General features: G+C 44.9%; 12 protein-coding genes. 10 read left to right on the top strand and 2 right to left on the bottom strand.

The genetic code is table 11. From position 1 onward, the window contains the following. Positions 1-10: 10 nt before the first annotated feature. Together NIAKO_RS20920 and NIAKO_RS20915 are read right to left on the bottom strand one after the other, a co-directional pair. On the bottom strand, positions 11-886 hold the full coding sequence (locus NIAKO_RS20920; RefSeq protein WP_014220446.1) for a 2-dehydropantoate 2-reductase: 876 nt from the start codon (positions 884-886) through the stop codon (positions 11-13). Positions 887-938: 52 nt separating this feature from the next. After that, entirely contained in the window at positions 939-1,667 is a 729-nt protein-coding gene (locus tag NIAKO_RS20915; RefSeq protein WP_014220445.1) for a DUF3108 domain-containing protein, read from the bottom strand. Positions 1,668-2,185: 518 nt separating this feature from the next. Between NIAKO_RS20915 and NIAKO_RS20910 the strand changes: the two genes are divergently transcribed. The 10 genes from NIAKO_RS20910 to NIAKO_RS20875 all read left to right on the top strand — a co-directional run bounded on the left by NIAKO_RS20910 (position 2,186) and on the right by NIAKO_RS20875 (position 17,387). After that, the gene (locus NIAKO_RS20910; RefSeq protein WP_014220444.1) at positions 2,186-3,721 is read left to right on the top strand and encodes a M48 family metalloprotease; all 1,536 of its coding nucleotides are present in this window, start codon (positions 2,186-2,188) and stop codon (positions 3,719-3,721) included. After that, the gene (locus NIAKO_RS20905; protein ID WP_014220443.1) at positions 3,714-6,908 is read left to right on the top strand and encodes a CHAT domain-containing protein; all 3,195 of its coding nucleotides are present in this window, start codon (positions 3,714-3,716) and stop codon (positions 6,906-6,908) included. The genes NIAKO_RS20910 and NIAKO_RS20905 overlap by 8 nt, the downstream gene beginning before the upstream one ends. Positions 6,909-7,353: 445 nt before the next feature. Then, positions 7,354-10,638: a SusC/RagA family TonB-linked outer membrane protein gene (locus tag NIAKO_RS20900; protein ID WP_014220442.1), complete on the top strand. Its 3,285-nt coding sequence runs from the start codon at positions 7,354-7,356 to the stop codon at positions 10,636-10,638. Between the two features lie 17 nt (positions 10,639-10,655). Further along, positions 10,656-12,686 (top strand): RagB/SusD family nutrient uptake outer membrane protein, encoded by a 2,031-nt coding sequence (locus NIAKO_RS20895; protein WP_014220441.1) that lies wholly within the window; start codon positions 10,656-10,658, stop codon positions 12,684-12,686. A gap of 125 nt (positions 12,687-12,811) precedes the next feature. Then, positions 12,812-13,498 (top strand): DUF1345 domain-containing protein, encoded by a 687-nt coding sequence (locus tag NIAKO_RS20890; protein ID WP_014220440.1) that lies wholly within the window; start codon positions 12,812-12,814, stop codon positions 13,496-13,498. A 281-nt stretch (positions 13,499-13,779) separates the two neighbouring features. Beyond that, positions 13,780-14,757: a hypothetical protein gene (locus NIAKO_RS20885; protein WP_049815578.1), complete on the top strand. Its 978-nt coding sequence runs from the start codon at positions 13,780-13,782 to the stop codon at positions 14,755-14,757. 82 nt (positions 14,758-14,839) lie between these two features. Then, positions 14,840-15,016, top strand: coding sequence for an ATP-binding protein (locus NIAKO_RS38180; protein ID WP_081195860.1), 177 nt, complete (start codon positions 14,840-14,842; stop codon positions 15,014-15,016). 178 nt (positions 15,017-15,194) lie between these two features. Further along, positions 15,195-16,343, top strand: coding sequence for a ScyD/ScyE family protein (locus tag NIAKO_RS20880; protein ID WP_014220438.1), 1,149 nt, complete (start codon positions 15,195-15,197; stop codon positions 16,341-16,343). Between the two features lie 5 nt (positions 16,344-16,348). Next, on the top strand, positions 16,349-16,486 hold the full coding sequence (locus NIAKO_RS38640) for a hypothetical protein (protein WP_155966930.1): 138 nt from the start codon (positions 16,349-16,351) through the stop codon (positions 16,484-16,486). Positions 16,487-16,535: 49 nt separating this feature from the next. Then, positions 16,536-17,387, top strand: coding sequence for an aldo/keto reductase (locus NIAKO_RS20875; RefSeq protein ID WP_041349076.1), 852 nt, complete (start codon positions 16,536-16,538; stop codon positions 17,385-17,387). Positions 17,388-17,515 lie beyond the last annotated feature (128 nt).

The following is a 17,515-nucleotide window of genomic DNA, read 5'->3' as shown; positions in this document are numbered from 1 at the left end:
CCATCGTTTCCTATTCATCATTCGTTGCGTTTAGTAGGATGGTAATGAGTTGATTCATTGGCGTGGCAATACCATGCTTTTTTCCTATCCGTACAATGGCTCCGTTTCTGGCATCTGTTTCCATGGGCCGCCCGGCAAGGCGGTCTGCATGCAGGGAGTTGATGGAGTTGGATGGGTTATCCCGGTAACCATTTATTATTTTATCTTCCAGCATCTCGTCCAGGTTGGCGCCTTCCGCCTTTGCAACTGCCATACATTCACGTATCAATAACCGTGATATTTCTATCAGATCTTCATGCTTCCGTAAATTTAATGGTTGCAGGGTAAGCGCGGGTATAGCACCTGTGCTGTTTAATGCCAGCTTGGCCCAGGCATGGGATAAAAAATCGGGTGTTGTGCGTGCTGCCAGCTGCGTTTTTTCGAAGAGCTTAACAAACTTTTTTCCGTTATCAGTGTCGGGCACGGTGAGTTCTCCATTACCGGTTTGCCAGATCTGGCCCGGGCCCTTTCTTTGCGCAGGAAGGTTTACTACAACAGGCAGCAATTGCGCTGCAGGTACATAGGGCATGAATCGCTCCATATGCTCCACGCCATTCTGCAAGATGGCGACAATAGTGTTTGGCGCTACCAGCCGCTGCAGCCATTGGGCAGTGGGTGCAACATCATATGTTTTGGTGGCAATAAGCACCCAGTCGGTCGCCTCCACCTGTTCCGGCGAGGTGAAAATCTCAGGCTTTACCGTAAGTGTACCATGCGGTGTTTCTACGATCAGTTCGTCAAAGGCCGTTCTTGCGCAAATACGGATGGTATTAGTTTTATCCCGGGCAAGCCAGGCTGCAACTGTTCCGCCAACTGACCCGGGTCCTATTATTGTTATTGATGGCATAAGTATCAAATGTATACTTTTTGGGTGAGACGGCGGTACTCGCGGTAATTACCTATCCTTCCTTTGCTATAAACACCATGTGTGTATCATGCATCTCGAAATCGATCTTCCATATCCGGCGCGTTTCCTGATCAAAATAATACACGAAATTATTGGCGGGAACATCTTCATATACATTTACCCGCCATACCTTGTGCTCACCGGAATGCTCACTTACATACACTTCGCTTGTTACTTCATTTATATGGGCCGTCTTGATATTCCTGGAATTTTCAGGTTTGAAATCGAATATGGCCATTTCGGTAGTGTAACCGGTGGTAAACGGTAATAGGGCCAACAGGTATGGGTATGCATAGTTGTCGAAAAAAGCGCTGCCTTGCTCTTTTATGAAATATTTCTTTTTGCTTTCTTTATTGTAATAATACCCGCTCACATTTTTACCATAATTCAATACCATTTTATGGAAGGCACTATTTGAAGAACGATAAATTGGTTTGAATGTATTGCCATCCGAGATGCTGGTATCTGTTGAACGGCTTGTGGTGTCTGCCAGCATGACCATACTGGTGTATACCGACAGGATCTTGCCGGTATAGGTTACACTGAAGGTAAATAAAAAGGCTTCTTCCATTTTCCCTTCCCTTTCCATGAAAAGTGTCATGTCGTAGGAGCCGTTCTTTAGATATTTTTTGTCAAATGTATGTCCACCAGGAACCTGTATTGTTTGCGAATGGCCAAACAGTGCTGCTACTGCCAAAAGGAGGGTTAGGGTATATTTCATAACCTGTAAAATACATTTATTTTTATAATGGTGTGAACCTGGCCTCAACCAGGTGTAAATGGGGTGCTAATGAGGATTGCAGGTAATAAGCGTAAAAGGTGAAAAATCTTTTTCAAAAAGAAACGCTCGACGGTTCAAAAAGGGGAGGAGTTTTTTACTATTGATTATCCGGTTACCCGTAATACGCTTGTTGCTGCGGCCGGGGATGCAGAAATAAAATTATCTGCTGTTGACAATTCAAATACCCCCCGGATCTTTTATGTGCGATTGATGAAGTGAGCTTTATAATTGACGACCGTGAAATTGTGATAGGTTGTCGGTTATTGTTATGATTGCCAATTAATTATACGGCCCCAACGATTGTGTGTAATTGTTGGGGCCGTTTTTACTACAATATTTTCTGTATTCAAAAGGAAAAAAAATACTTGATTTAGGTCATTATTCTATTAAGCAGCCTACTTTATAAAATAAAACCTGCCGGAATACCGTTGATTCTGATGCCTTTCAAAATTCCAGCAATGTTCGTTCGTTGTCTTCCATTACTTGTTTTATTATTTCTCCATTCCCCATTGATTGCGCAGGTACCTCTTGAAAAATATCCGTTCGTACGTGAGGTGTTTAGCCGTCTTACCGATGCCTATGGAAGCAGCAAAGCTGCACCCGTCCTGAAAATAGTACCCAGGAAATCACCCGGGGTCATAGCACAGTATCTCGCCTATCCCGCCGCGACAGTTGAAATTGACGAAGTGTTGATCAACCTGTGCCGGAGTTGGGCAAAAGACTCTTCCAATGCGCTGGCGATTGTACTTGGCCATGAGCTGGCCCATTATTACAGCGATCATAACTGGTGCAGCGATTATGCATGGGCGCTTCGGAATACAAATCTTGGTAAAACGTTGAACGCTGTATCTAAAGTGTCAAAGATCGAGAAGGAATCGATTGCCGACAGTTACAGTTTGTATTACGCCGCCCTGGCCGGTTACCAGGGGTTTGACATCTTTGATAAATTACTCGACCAAATTTACCAGCTTTATAAATTACCCGAAGTACTGGCTGGCTACCCGACTAAAAAAGAAAGAAAAGAGCTCAATCATGTTCAGTCGGAAAAGATCAAAACGTTGGTGCCGGTGTTTGAGGCAGGTATTGTACTGAAAAGCCTGAAGCATTACGAGGAAGCCGCAAATTGTTTTGAGTATCTTATCAGTTACTTTCCCGGGCGGGAGATTTACAACAATTATGGCGTATGCAAATTTTTACAGGCGCAATATTATCAGCCTGCCGGAACCATAAACTTTATCTACCCGGTAGATGTTGATCCTTCAAGCAGAATTTACCCGCAGCACGACAGGGGTATTGATACGGTAAATCGGGAGAAAAAATATAATGAGCTGTTACAGGAGGCCAGACGCGCATTTGAGAAAGCCATTTCATTTGATGAACAATATTTGCCGTCTTATTTAAACCTGGCCTGTTTGTACGACCTGCGGGGCAACTATCAGGCGGCATTGGGAGTTGTGCATGACGTGCAGCATACACATGATTTTGAAAATACCGATCTCCAGCTTATAAAGGCCATTTCGCTTTACCATATGGGAAACAACAAAGAAGCCAAACGGCTGCTGCTGCCTTTAAGTAAGCTGAAGAATGATTTGTATGAATATAATTATGAACTCCTTGGTTTTTTGATGGCAGGGGAGAATCGTTTTGCTCAAATAGAAAAGTGGAAAGATGAATGGGTGCATGATAAAGTGGGGGTAAGAACCGACACCTGCGATGTTTCGTTGCCTGTACCTGCAACGTATAATCCGCCAGGTGCTTTATCTCCTGTAAGTGATTCTTTAAAGGTAGGGCAGGCGGTTATTGGTAATAGTAAACTATTGACCGTGGAGATGCGCAGGGCCAGGTTAATGGCCCTGGTAGTGGTTGAAAAATTTACAGGATCACAAACCCGTTCAGCGAATGCTGCGTTTTGGGTAAATAATGGAAAATGTTTGCTGGTTCAATTCCCAACAATTAACTGGCGTATCAGTTATAAAGAAATTCCTTATGATTAGAATCTCATTTTTGCTGTGGATCATGCCGACGGTGTTCTTCCTGGATGGGCTTAACGCTCAGCAGTCGGGGATCAATCTGACTACGATCGAGGGTAATTTAATGAAGTTTAAGACGAATGGCGAGGTGGTGAATTATCTGAAAAGTGAATTGGATAAAGTGCAGCAGCAGTATGGAAGGCAATCGGCGGAGTATCTGGAACTGAAGCGGTATTATTTAGATCAATACTGGCAGATATTCCAGATGAATGTCTATACAAATTCTTTGCTGTTTAAAGAATATTTTCCTGGGCGCCGGGAGGTAATGGAACTAAGTGCAAAAGTATTGGGTACCAGTTCATTTCAATACGCAAACGATATCCAGCTATATACGGTTTATTTTGGCCTGATCTCCTCCCCGGCGCCAACCGGTGAGGAATTTAAAAGCACCATGGCCCTTATTGAAAAGGCAGTTAAAATCGGAAAAAATGTAACAGGGGTTTCAAAAACCGATCAGGCCGGCTTTCTCTCTTTGATGTATTGTCAGAAGGGAGATATCTACCGCAAAGCCGGCGGCCGCGATTCGGCCATAGCATATTATCGCATGGCCATACAACTCAGGGAACAATACCCTGTGTATGATGATGCTTTTCCGTCTATGCTGACTTTATATGCGCAAATGGTTTCCATAAAAGATTATCAGGAGGCTATTGACGTACTGGAATATTTTAAGCCGGCAATAGATGCGAATTACAGTCAGCAAAAAGAAAAGCAATATCATTTTATCAGCCAGCTTGTATCGTTATATATTACAAATAATAATCAGGAAGACCGGCTTTGGGAATATCTACACAGGGCGGAAGGGCTTTGCCGGGAAGTATATGATACCTTATCTGTACAATACGTAGATTTCCTGCTTAATACAAAACTGCAGGCTTATAAGAAGGCGGGATGGAGAGCTGAAAACTTTCAGGTGCTGTTATACCTGGCGAATAACATTTTTAAGGCAAAACCAGCACTGCTCACCGATAGTGAAAAATTTTATATTGAGTATTCGTTGGAGTGGTATTATTTCTACAGATCATCAGGTGAAAATGAACTGGCTGTTGAGTTTTTAAAAAAAGCAGATGCCGCAGTAAGAGACACCATGGTGGATGAAAATTCTTTTAATTCCAAGAAAATGTTGTATCGCGAACTGGCCATGGAATACGAAGCTCAGGATCCTCAATTAAGTTTATCGTATCATATGAAGGGTCTGAACCTGGAAAAAAAAGCAAAGGAGCGGTGGGGAGAGTTTGCGGTGCATCAATACCATGAAATTGCGCGGTTTTATTTCAGATACAAAGGAGCAGGTTCTCTGGATTCGGCATCCAGGTATTGCCGGCTTGCATTGGACGAGTTTGCCAAAGTGTATGGCGTAAGATCTTTTTTTTATGAGAATGCCCTGTTTACATTAGGTACTATTGAATATAAACGGTCAAACGGCAGCAAAGGGTATGAATTGATGAGACCGCATGTATACGCACAGTTTCATGACAGTACATTTAGTCCGCCTTTTGGGGGCAGTGTTTTTGAGATCTACGGGGATGTGCTTAATGATTTGGGTAAAAGCGATTCGGCTGATCTCTTTTACCAGCACATCTACATCCGTGATCCAACCGCTACCTTTTACCGGCTTTCCGGTACGGTAGAGAAGCAGCAAAACAGAAACCTCGAAGATCTGTATGCGCAGAATAACCATATTTTGAACGAGCATTATAAGCGGTATAAGCTTAAAGGCGACAAAATGGTATTAAAGGGGCTTGCCGACCAGCTATTTCAAAAAAACCTGATCCTTGCCATGCAGTTGCACTATAACCAGGCGCTCACCCAGATAAAGACGCCCATTGATAAGGAATATTTAACGGATTATCAAACGGCCAGAAGGGCTTATGATTCGCTTTTATATACCGCCTCTACTGACCAGGCTTATATCGATTCTGTGTATATGATCCTGGACTGGAAAAGAAGTTTGCTGGTTGAAAACCTGCAGGCTAATAATGCACATGATTCAAATGCGCTGCTTGATCTGAGAATGAAATATACCTATAAGCGGGTTCAAACAAAACTGAAAGAAGGGGAATGCTTTGTTGATATAAGGCTTTTTCAACGATCAGGAAACAACAGGTACGTGTATACCGAACCGACTTATGCCCTGGTGCTGGTTGATAAGAACAGTGGAAATAAGATAGAATATTTTTTTGTAGAGAATGTTGCAGACCTGGAACAGTTTATAAGCACGGCCAGGTACGATAAGTTGTCAGTAATGCTGGCGCCTTTTATAAAGCGTATGCAAGGCTATAAAAAAGTCTATGTACATCCTGATGGCGTTTTTAACCTGTTGAATTTTTACGCGTTAAAAGATGCAAACGATAAGTATCTCCTGAACGATAAAACGTTTATGTACGTGAACTCGATCGGGGGGATAGCGGCGCCGGTGCAGGCAGGTAAAAATAAAAAAGCGGTATTCTTCGGCAATCCTGTTTATACAAAAAGCATAACATCACCAGCCAGCCATTTAACGAACCATATTTTTGCAAATACCGGTATCGATAACTGCAGTCCGTTACCATACACTAAAATTGAAATTGAGCGGGCTGCGGAGATCCTGAAGGCAAAAGGCTGGAAGGCCGGATTGTACTCAGAAAAGAAATGCTCGGAGGAGGTATTAAAAAAAGAAATAAACGCCGATATCATCCATATTGCTTCTCATGGTTTTTATTTACCCGAATCGGAAACAACGGGGCAGGCGTATGTAATAAAGGATAATCCATACCTGAGAAGCGGATTGGTGTTAGGAGATTTGCTGGTGAATAAAACCAGCTTAAACGACAATATTCTTACTGCGTATGAAGTGATGGGAATGGATCTGTCCTCAACCTCACTGGTTGTATTAAGCGCCTGTGAAACCGCTAAGGGGGCTATTAAATCGGGCCAGGGCATTTATGGTATACAGCGGGCATTTAAAGTGGCCGGCGTTAAAAATGTATTGGTCTCAGTTAGGAACGTTGATGATAAGGCTACGCAATTGCTTATGGAACATTTTTATACAAATGTAGCTGCGGGAGCAGATTATGTTTCAGCCCTTAAAAACGCTCAATTGGAAATGCTTAAACATCCGTTATTCAATGCTCCTGAATATTGGAGTCATTTTATTCTTATAGGGGAGTAACCTTCTTTCCCATGACAAAAGATTGGGTATATAGTTTATACGCAACCATTTTTACCAGGCAACTCAAGGTGTGAGTCCACTGGTCAACTGCTGCATGTTGTTTGTTAATTCCTACAATTTATTTACGCAATCGTTCCCGGAATAAAATAGTGCGAAGAGTTTACAGAAATAATTGGTTTTTATGGCAATACAACTGAAATTAGCGAGTTGAATTATATGGATATCGTAAAGTTATTCTAACTTTAATTACGTCAGAATAACAATTAATAATTCAGTTGAGGCCATAGGTTACGCAGGCCCGCCATACGAAATAAATGCATCCTTAATTATAGCCGCCTTCAGGTACAAAGTCACCTGTTGACAATGGCCCTTTATGCTCCTCTTCGAAGCACAAGAGAGCTGATAAGGATTTTTAAATACTCTAACTAACCAAAACGATTGCAGTATGAAATGTAAGTTGCTTCTGCTTGTTCTGATGCTATGGAGTTGCAGTTTGTTCGCCCAGGAACAAAAAGTGTCAGGAACGATAACAGAAAAAGGTACGGGCTCGGGTCTCGCCGATGTTTCCGTGACAGTGAAAGGTACCAGTACAGGAACCCGCACAAATGACAAAGGATTTTTCTCCTTCCAGGTGCCCCGCCCGGGCGATGTTGAACTGGAAATAAGCTTAGTAGGATATGTAAAAAAACAAGTGACAGCCAAAGGTGGTGAGCCGCTGAGCATTACCCTCGACAAAGAGGCTACCAACCTGAATGAAGTGGTGGTGATTGGTTATGGTACGGTTAAAAAGAAAGACCTGACCGGTTCCGTAGCCTCCGTGAGTGGAAAAGCGATCTCAGATGCACCGGTTCCCAATATTGCGCAGGCGATGCAGGGAAAATTAGCAGGGGTAAATGTTGTTACCCAGGACGGCCGGCCAGGTGCAGATGTGTCCATCCGCGTACGGGGTGGAACCTCTATCTCACAAAGCAATCAGCCGTTGATCCTTATTGATGGCGTTCCGGGTAACATCAGTGATGTGCCTGCCGACCAGGTGAAAAGCATCGATGTACTGAAAGATGCCTCTGCTACGGCCATTTACGGGGCACAAGGCGCCAACGGGGTAATTCTCGTTACCACAAAAGGCGCAATGGCAGGCAAAACGATCATCAGTTATAGCGGCTATCAAAAATGGAATGAGCCGGTAAAATACCTGGAAGCGTTGAATCCCTACGATTATCTGCAGTATGTATGGGCCAATGCGGCTGCCAACGGAGCTGCTTATCAAACACCATTTGAGAAATTGTATGGCCTTGGCGCCAATACCGGCACTAATACAGGCGGCATTGATAGTTATAAAGGGCTTGCCACCCACGACCCGCAACGGGATATCTATAACAGTTCTATCTCGCGCAACCACGACCTTACCATTTCGGGAGGTACAGAAAAAACAAAAGTTTTTGTTTCAGCCAACTACCTCGATGAACAGGGGATGAAGGTGAATTCTTACCTGAAGCGGGCTAACCTGTCGTTTAAAGTAAACCATAAGTTGTTTGATAATGTAACCTTTAGCCTCGATACCCGTTTTGTAGATACCAGAAGTTTGGGTGATGAAAGTACTACCAACGGTAGCGGATCAGTACTCTCTACTTCCTATAAATTCCGGCCTATTGCCTCGGGTAATATTTTAGGCGATCAGGGCGCGCTGACCACAGGTAATATTGAACAATATGGAAAAAATGCTTTGTGGGACAACTTCAGCCCTGCAGCGCGCGCCGGCGATTATTTTCCGCTTACGAAGGATCAAACACTGCGTGGTCAGGCAGGGTTGAACTGGGAAGTGATCAAGGGGCTTACCGCGCATACCGACCTGTTTTTTAACCGGGGATGGGATACCCGTCAATACTGGTCGGGCGCTGTGTATAATAATTACCTGGATGATGCCGGTAATAAAAAATTTGCAGGCAATGCTGACTATCGCAAAAACGACAGCTGGCAAATGCGTTGGTCAAATACCCTGAATTATCAATTCCAGGTAAATGAGGCCAACCGGTTTAGTGTGCTGGGTGGCTATGAAATATACAATTCCGGTGGAACCGGAATGGCCATTCAGGGGATCAAATATCCTTCGAATTTTGACCAGAAAACAGCTTTTGGACAAATCAATAATATCGATTCATCGGGTTCGTATACCATTTCTTCCAACGTAGCTACGCCCGTTCGCATCAACTCTTATTTTACCCGGGTTAACTATACCCTGCTCGATAAGTATTTATTTACGTTCACGTTCCGCGCCGACGGCTCTTCCAAATTTTCACCCACCAATCGCTGGGGATACTTCCCGGCCGGCGCTTTTGCCTGGAAGATGTCTGATGAATCTTTTTTAAAGGATGTTAGCTGGCTGGATAATTTAAAATTGCGCGCTTCCATTGGCGAGGTAGGTAATAATGGTATCAGCGCCAGCCTTTGGTCCCAATCATGGGCTACCGTTACCGATCAGCGATTGCAATATGCTATCAACAATCAACGTCAGCTGGCGTATGATTTTGCTACGGTAACCCGGGCCAATCCAAACCTGAAATGGGAAACAACCATCACCCGCGATCTGGGCATTGATTTCGCTTTCTTTAAAAACAGGTTGTCGGGAACTATCGATGTGTATCATAACACCACCAAAGACCTGCTGATGCAGGCCACCATTCCGGGGATCACTGGTTTCACCCAAACATATGCCAACATAGGGCAAACAAGTAACAAGGGGATAGAATTGTCATTGAATGCAATAGTCTTCCAGAATAAAGACTGGAACGTATCGGTAGGTGGTAACATCAACTGGAATAAAAGCAATATCGATGAACTGGCCGGCAACGTAAACGGTTTGTATACTTCCGCCTGGTCTGGTACGCAACAATATCCGGCGCTGGATTATGTGCTGCAACAGGGGCACCCGGTTGGTCTGGTGCGTGGCCTTCGGTACGATGGTTTTTATACAACTAATGATTTTGATTATAACAACGGTACCTATACCTTAAAAAAGGGTATTCCTAACAATGGTACTGCCATTGGTGTGGTGCATGGTGTGCCTAATCAAACTGCCTATCCCGGTTTGCCAAAATTCAGGGACCTGGATAGTAACGGTGTTATTGATGGGAACGATGTAGCTGTTATTGGGAATATGACTCCCATTCATACCGGCGGGTTCAATATAAGCGCTTCGTATAAAGGTTTTGATCTGGGCATGTACTTTAACTGGAGCTATGGCAACCAGATCTATAACGCCAATAAACTGGCTTCGTTATATGGTCCCAAAGAGGCTGGCGTTTATGAAAACCACCTGGCAATACTTAAAGACGCTTATAAAATATACGATGTGCAGAACGGACAACTGGTAAAACTCACTACCCCCGATCAGTTGAATGCCGCCAACGCCAATGCTAAATTACCATTGGCTTATAATGAGGTAGGCGTTACCTCCACACTGGGTATCGAGGACGGTTCATTTTTACGTTTGAACACCCTGATGCTGGGGTACACCCTGCCCAAATCTATCGTGTCTAAAGCGAAGATCAGTAATCTGCGTATTTATGGCAGCATCTATAATGTGTTTACACTTACCAGCTATTCCGGGCTCGATCCTGAAGTAAACGTAGATCCTAACCACAACAGCGCTATCTATCCCACTGTTGGATTTGATTTTGGCGCATACCCCCGGCCACGTTCATATGTTGTTGGTGTAAATCTTAGTTTCTAACCATTAAAAGCGCAAAAATGAAAAAGTTATTAATCTATATATTACCAGTTACGTTGTGCATTGCGTTTACCCAATGCAAAAAAAGTTGGTTGGATACCTCTTCTCCTTCCAATGTAGACGATGCTTTTGTAACCACCTCGCCATCTGAAACTTTTAAAACGCTTTCGTGGTGTTATGCCAACTACCGGCAGAATTGTATTATGGGAACTTACAGATGGAACGATCCCATTGGTTCGGATGCCGAAATGTATCCCGAGGATGGTTCCAGTAATAACCTGAATGCCATTGGCAGGTCTGACCAGTTACCTATAAACGCTGTTTCCGGTGGATTTAATGGTTTGTATGCCACATTGGCCCGTGCAGCCAAAGTCGCCGGCCTTATTAAGGCAAAGGCAGCTTATCAGGCAGACGTGGCAGGCGGTAAAGCTACCGACTGGACGCAGCTGTACGGCGAGGCTATGACTATAAAGGCAATGTGTTATTTTGATCTGATAAAACATTTTGGCGACGTTCCTTATGGTTACGAAAACACCACTGTTGCGGACTATACTTTGACTTCCCGGTTTGCTATCTACGATAGCCTGATCGCTGATCTTAAAAGTGTTGAACCCCTGATGTACAAAATAGGCGAGGGGGGAATAAATGCCGAACGGATGTCGAGAACATTCTGCGACGCCCTGATTGGGGAACTGGCGCTGTTTTCAGGCGGCTATCAAACCATTCGTACCGATGTGGATGGTTTATATGGAAATGTGGCATTTACAAAAAAAGGTGCTGAACAATATGGCTGTGTATATGCCCGGCGTACGGATTACCTCACTTATTACAATATAGCCGATCAGTATTTGCAGGCCGCTATGGACAATAAAGGTTCTTCAGGTTTAATTACTACCGACGGAAGAGCGACATCGAACAATCCCTTTCAAAAGCATTTCCAGTATTTTGCAGACAGGGCAGTGAGTCCGGAGTCTTTGTTCCAACTGGGCAACATCCAGGGCGGGGTACAGGCAACCACCAGCGAATATCCTTATGCATTTGGCCGGCCATCAGATGGTGGCAGCGCCAATGCCGCTCCAACAAAAACGTTTGGCGCGTTGCGGATCATTCCCACTGTTTACTACGGCGAATTTGAAAATGGCGATAAAAGACGGGATGCCAGTGTAACCGTTACCGGAAGCAATGGCGATGGAAATGAAAAAATATTGTCGTTTACCCCGGGCAATAAAAGCACCGGCGGCATTGCCACCAACAAGTGGGACGAGAACCGGATGAGCCCGCCCTACCAGTCGGCTCAAAGAAACTCGGGTATGGACTGGCCGATCCTGCGGATGGCCGATGTGATCCTGCTATCGGCTGAAGTGAAAGCGGAGTTAGGCCAAAGTGCGGCCGCCATTACGTTAGTGAACCAGATCAGACAACGGGCGTTTGGCAATACCAACCATAACATAAGCGGGTTAACCGGCGATGCCTTGAAAGAAGCCGTAATGCAGGAACGTAAACTGGAACTGTTGGGTGAAGGAACCCGCCGCTGGGATATGATCCGTTCGGGCAAGTATGATGAAAAAGCATTGGCGGTTCGCGCAGACATGACTACCATGATCAACGATCTCAAAAGCCAGGGCTACCATACATTCCCAAATGGTAATACGATCGCCAACTATATTTATACAAAAATGGTTACCCTGGCCAACCCATTGACTTATGATGTGACCGACAGCACCCGGCCGGAGCTTTACCCAGGCTGGCGGGGTCAATATAATTACACTCAATATGTAAAAGGTACCGCGCATAACCTGGCCATAGTAGGCTTATTTACAAATATAGATGCAACCACTGCAGCTACCCTGGTAACCCAGGGGTATACAAAAACCAATTGGGGTATTAATTTAACCAGCTCTGCCGCTACTATTGCCGCCTACGACCGGAATATTTTGTCGGGAGTGACCAGCCCCAATGACCCGCCCAGGTACTACTGGCCAATTCCAACCGAAACGATCAGTAATTCAAAAGGGAAAGTCTCCAACGGCTATGGATTGCCACAGTCATAAATAATAAACGCATTAACGAATAAAAAGGTGAGTCATCCGCCAGCTGGCGGACGGCTTACCTTTTTTGCTTCGGCTATCTAACCCATCCCATAAATCCCAGTTCAGACTTTCCTTACATTTGTTACATGAACGAAAGCAAATTGATCCACAATCTTCATAAGCTGCCGTCTATTTTCAAGTTGATTATTTCACTGGCAGTGGCAATAGTTGTTTTTTTTCTTATGCGGGGCGACACTATCCCGGTTCAGTTTATGAGTGCCTGGGTTTGCTTTTGCCTCATAGACCTGGTTATATCCTGGTCTATTATGTCTACTGCCCATCCACAGGAAATAACCATCATAGCAAAAAATCAGGATCTCAGCCGGCTGCTCACCTTTTTTATCCTGCTGGTGGCCTCATTCGTAAGCCTGGTGGCCATTGTATTACTGTTACGCGCATTGCCTACTCCGGGGCAAAAAGGCTATTACTATCATATGGTGCTTTTCATTTCTTCAGTCACCTGCTCCTGGGTATTGATCCATACTATTTTTACTATCCGTTATGCCCACCTTTTTTATTCCGGCAAAAAGGAAGATGAAGTTGATAAAGAGCACAGGGGCGGTTTGGATTTTCCCAATGAGAAGCGGCCCGATTATTTTGATTTCGCTTACTTTTCCTTTGTGATCGGGATGACTTTCCAGGTCTCCGATGTAACGGTATCGTCTGGCATTATCAGGCGCCTGGTATTGGTACATGGCCTTATTTCATTTTTATTTAATACTACCATTGTCGCGCTCATCATAAATATTATTGCCGGTCTTATTCAGAAATAGAGTTGATTGAGTTGACAAGTTAACCAGGAAGTTGACAGCGTTGACAGGGTTGACAGAGTTGATAAAGGAAAGAAAGTTGACAGGTTGACAAGTTGAATTTAATCGCGAGGTTGCCAAACTCCCCCTTCCGCAAGCTGGCGGAGAGCCGGGGGAGGCTCGATTCACCGTAAAACCTGGCTGATTTAACCTGCAGGTAATACCCCCTTCACAGCCTTTTAACGCGAAATGCCGAGGTTTGGCATATCCTTTTTAAATGAATAAGTGTGGAGGCTGGAAATCGTATGAAAGCATGTTGGCAATATTTTATCAATCCATTATTGTGCACCTCGTTGCTTGTTGCCCTGCATGCCTGTGTTTCCGGCTCCCGTTCCCAAAGAGTGCCCGGTGAGCGTGCAAATTATAGCAAAGATCTACCCGGTACCTCCAACGAATTCAGCAGTAGTCCACTGGTAATACCATTAAAACGAAAAAACCTGGTTGAGATCTCCGGTATTGCCGCAAGTCTTCAGTATAAAGATCTCCTGTATTTAAACCAGGATAATGGTCATCCTAATTGCATTTATTTAACCAATACTACCGGGCAGGATTTGGGAAGATTGGTCATTTGTGGAAGCGACAACCGCGACTGGGAAGATATAGCGCTTGGTCCGGGTCCAATGGCTGACCATAGTTATATTTATGTTGCCGATATTGGCGACAATCACGCCTGGCATGGCAGAATACGCATTTATCGTTTTCCGGAACCGGACCTTACAACGGCTGCGTTTCCTGTGAAGCGAACAATAAATAATGCCGAAACCATTACCCTGCAATACCCCGATGGGCCACGGAATGCAGAAACCATTCTTATCGATCCGCTAACCCGCGATCTGTATATAGTTACAAAGGAAGATGACAGCAGTAATGTTTACGTAGCTTCCTTTCCTCAGGATACCCGGCACAAAATTATGCTTGAACCGGTAATAACGTTGCCCTTCCACCTGGTAACAAGCGGCAACATTTCCGCCAACGGCCTTGAGATCTTACTGCGCAACGAAGATTATTACTGGTACTGGAAACGTACCGCGGGAGAATCTGTAGCAGATGCATTGAAAAGACCACCTCAACAAATAACGCCGGCAAAAAAGGAACCGCAAGGGGAAGCCATTTGTTTTTCACCTGACCGGCGGGGTTATTTTACCAGTTCGGAAGTTAGCAGAAAACAGCAGCCGGTTATTTATTTCTATCACCGGGATTCTTCATTGATAGCGCATTATTGAACAAATCAAATATTATTCCAGCTCTCGTCCCGGATAGAATATGACGAGTTATTTCCACCATTACAATTGATTTTCGGCAGTTTTGAAATACGTTATATGCCGGTTGCATTCAAAAGATAAATATGAAGGCGCAGGGTTGGGCCTTTCACTTTGCAAAAAAATAGTAGAACGGCACGGCGGCGCCATTACCGCGAAATCGGGAGAGAACGGAGGCGCAGTGTTCGAAATTGTATTACCGGTAAAACGGCCATCTGCATAAAAAAGGACTACACTACGTATTGACATATGATGCTAATGACAATCAACTTTTTTTTGTTGCCTTTGGCGAAATATTTGCGGCAGGTAATACAATAATTTCCTTCCCGTCGAAAATTGTGCCTGTCCTTCCTGAACGTTGATGGCGCTGCTTTTCATCACTAAATATAAAGGAGGCGTTTATGGCAAAAAGAAGAATTTTACTTTCAGGTTATGTCCTTATTGTTGTTCTTTCTTTTGAGTCATGCCGTAAGGACATCGGCAAGTTCTGCGATTGCAAACAGGATGACATGATGGCATCTGTTTCGGTTTTTGCTACAGGATTGAATAATCCGCGTGGACTGACATTTGATTCCGATGGTAACCTGTATGTAGCGGAAGGCGGTATTGGCGGAAACGATTCTACCAAATGTACCCAGGTGGTACCACCTGTGGGGCCATACAGGGGTAGTAAAACCGGCGCCCGCATTTTGAAAATAGATAAGAATGGAAAGATCACCACGGTGGCTGAAAAATTACCATCCAGCCAAACAGCGCCCGCCCTTGGCAGCCTTGTTAGTGGAGTAGGTGATGTAGCGTTTATTGGCAATACGCTGTATGGCGTGTTGGCTGGTGCGGGTTGTTCGCATGGGGTGAAAGATATACCCAATGGAATTGTAAAAGTAAAAAGCAATAAAGACTGGGACCTCATTGCCAATCTCAGCGAATGGCAAATGGGACATCCGGTGGCCAAACCCGAAGAAGACGATTTTGAACCGGATGGCACCTGGTATGGAATGGTGAGTGTAGATGGCAGTTTGTATGCACTGGAGCCCAATCATGGCGAGATCGTGAAAGTAAACACCAGCGGAAAGATCGATCGCCTGATCGATATTTCAGCCAGCCAGGGACATATAGTGCCCACAGCACTTGCCTGGCATGATGGTAATTTTTATGTTGGCAACCTGGGTGTTTTCCCGTTCACCGGAATTAGTAATGTATATAAGGTAACACCAACCGGTCACATCAGTATAGTTGAAAAGGGATTCAGCGCCGTTTTGGGTGTTGCTTTTGACAAAGCAGGCGGGATGTATGTTTTGGAAAATACCACAGGCAATGCCCAACCCACTCCGGGCACAGGTGATATTATCCGCATCGATGCTGCAGGAAACCGGCGCACACTGGTTACCGGTTTAAACCTGCCTACTGCATTGGAGTATGGCCCCGATGGTAACCTGTACGTTTCCAACTGGGGCTTTGGGCCGCCGGCAAAAGGAGGCGGTCAGATCCTGAAAATAAAGATCGATTGCGACCGCGACCACCATCTCAACTGGCACGACCTGGTTAAATAATAAGTATGCGGGAGTTTGAAAAAGGACTGTTCGTTTCGGCTGAGCCGGGATGGATGGTCTTTTTTATAATTACAATAAAGAAATGGCGGAAGGAGGTGTTGCAGGATTGGGCAAAACGCCGGGCCCGGTTGAAGCAGGAGTGATGAAACAAAATTCAAACTGGCGTGTTGAGCGATGAAACACTCAATCAATATGCAACAAGCTACAAACAAAACCTTCAAAATCGGTAATGACCTTACCGTGAATAGAATGGGGTATGGCGCCATGCGCATTACCGGCAAAGGCATCTGGGGCCCGCCAAAAGACAAAGACGAAGCCATTCGCGTATTACAGGCCCTGCCTGGCCTGGGAATAAATTTCATTGATACGGCCGATAGTTACGGGCCAAACGTATCGGAAGAATTAATTGCCGAAGCGTTGTATCCATATCCCGCCGGAATGGTTATTGCAACAAAGGGCGGGTTTGAACGCACCGGTCCCGATCAATGGCACATCAACGCTCATCCCGATCATTTGAAGAAAGTACTGGAAGGCAGTTTGAAACGCCTGAAGCTGGATCGCATCGATCTGTACCAGTTACACAGGATCGATCCCCGGGTCCCATACGAAAACACCCTCACCTTTTTGCAAAAGGCGCAACAGGAAGGACTGATAAAACACATTGGTCTTTCTGAAGTAAACATTGCCAGTGTGAAAAAAGCGCAGGAGTACTTCCCGGTTGTATCGCTTCAAAACAAGTACAGCATTGTGGTGCGCGACTGGGAACCCGAGCTGCAGTTCTGCAAAGAGAATGATATTGCCTTCATTCCCTGGAACCCCATCAATGCCGGGAACATAAGTTTGATACAAAAGCTGGATGAAGTGGCTGAAAGGCATAACGCTACTGCCCAACAGGTAGCCTTAAGCTGGCTGTATCACCACGAGCCCAACATTTTATTGATCCCCGGTACTTCAAAAGTGAGCCATGTCCGGGAAAATGTAAAGGCGGCAGACCTCCTGCTCACCCCCGAAGAAATGGACGAACTGGAAAGCGTTAGTGCATAACCGGTCGGGCAGGGAGGTGACTTGAAACACCCCCCTGCCTGATATTTATCATCTACCCCCCATTCACAGGTCATTCGCCTGGCAGCAGCCGTAAGATAGTTTTGTGGTGCAATCGTTCACCTACAAAA

This window comes from Niastella koreensis GR20-10, from assembly GCF_000246855.1.
GTDB lineage: Bacteria > Bacteroidota > Bacteroidia > Chitinophagales > Chitinophagaceae > Niastella > Niastella koreensis.
This window is presented reverse-complemented; position numbering and strand designations above follow the sequence as displayed.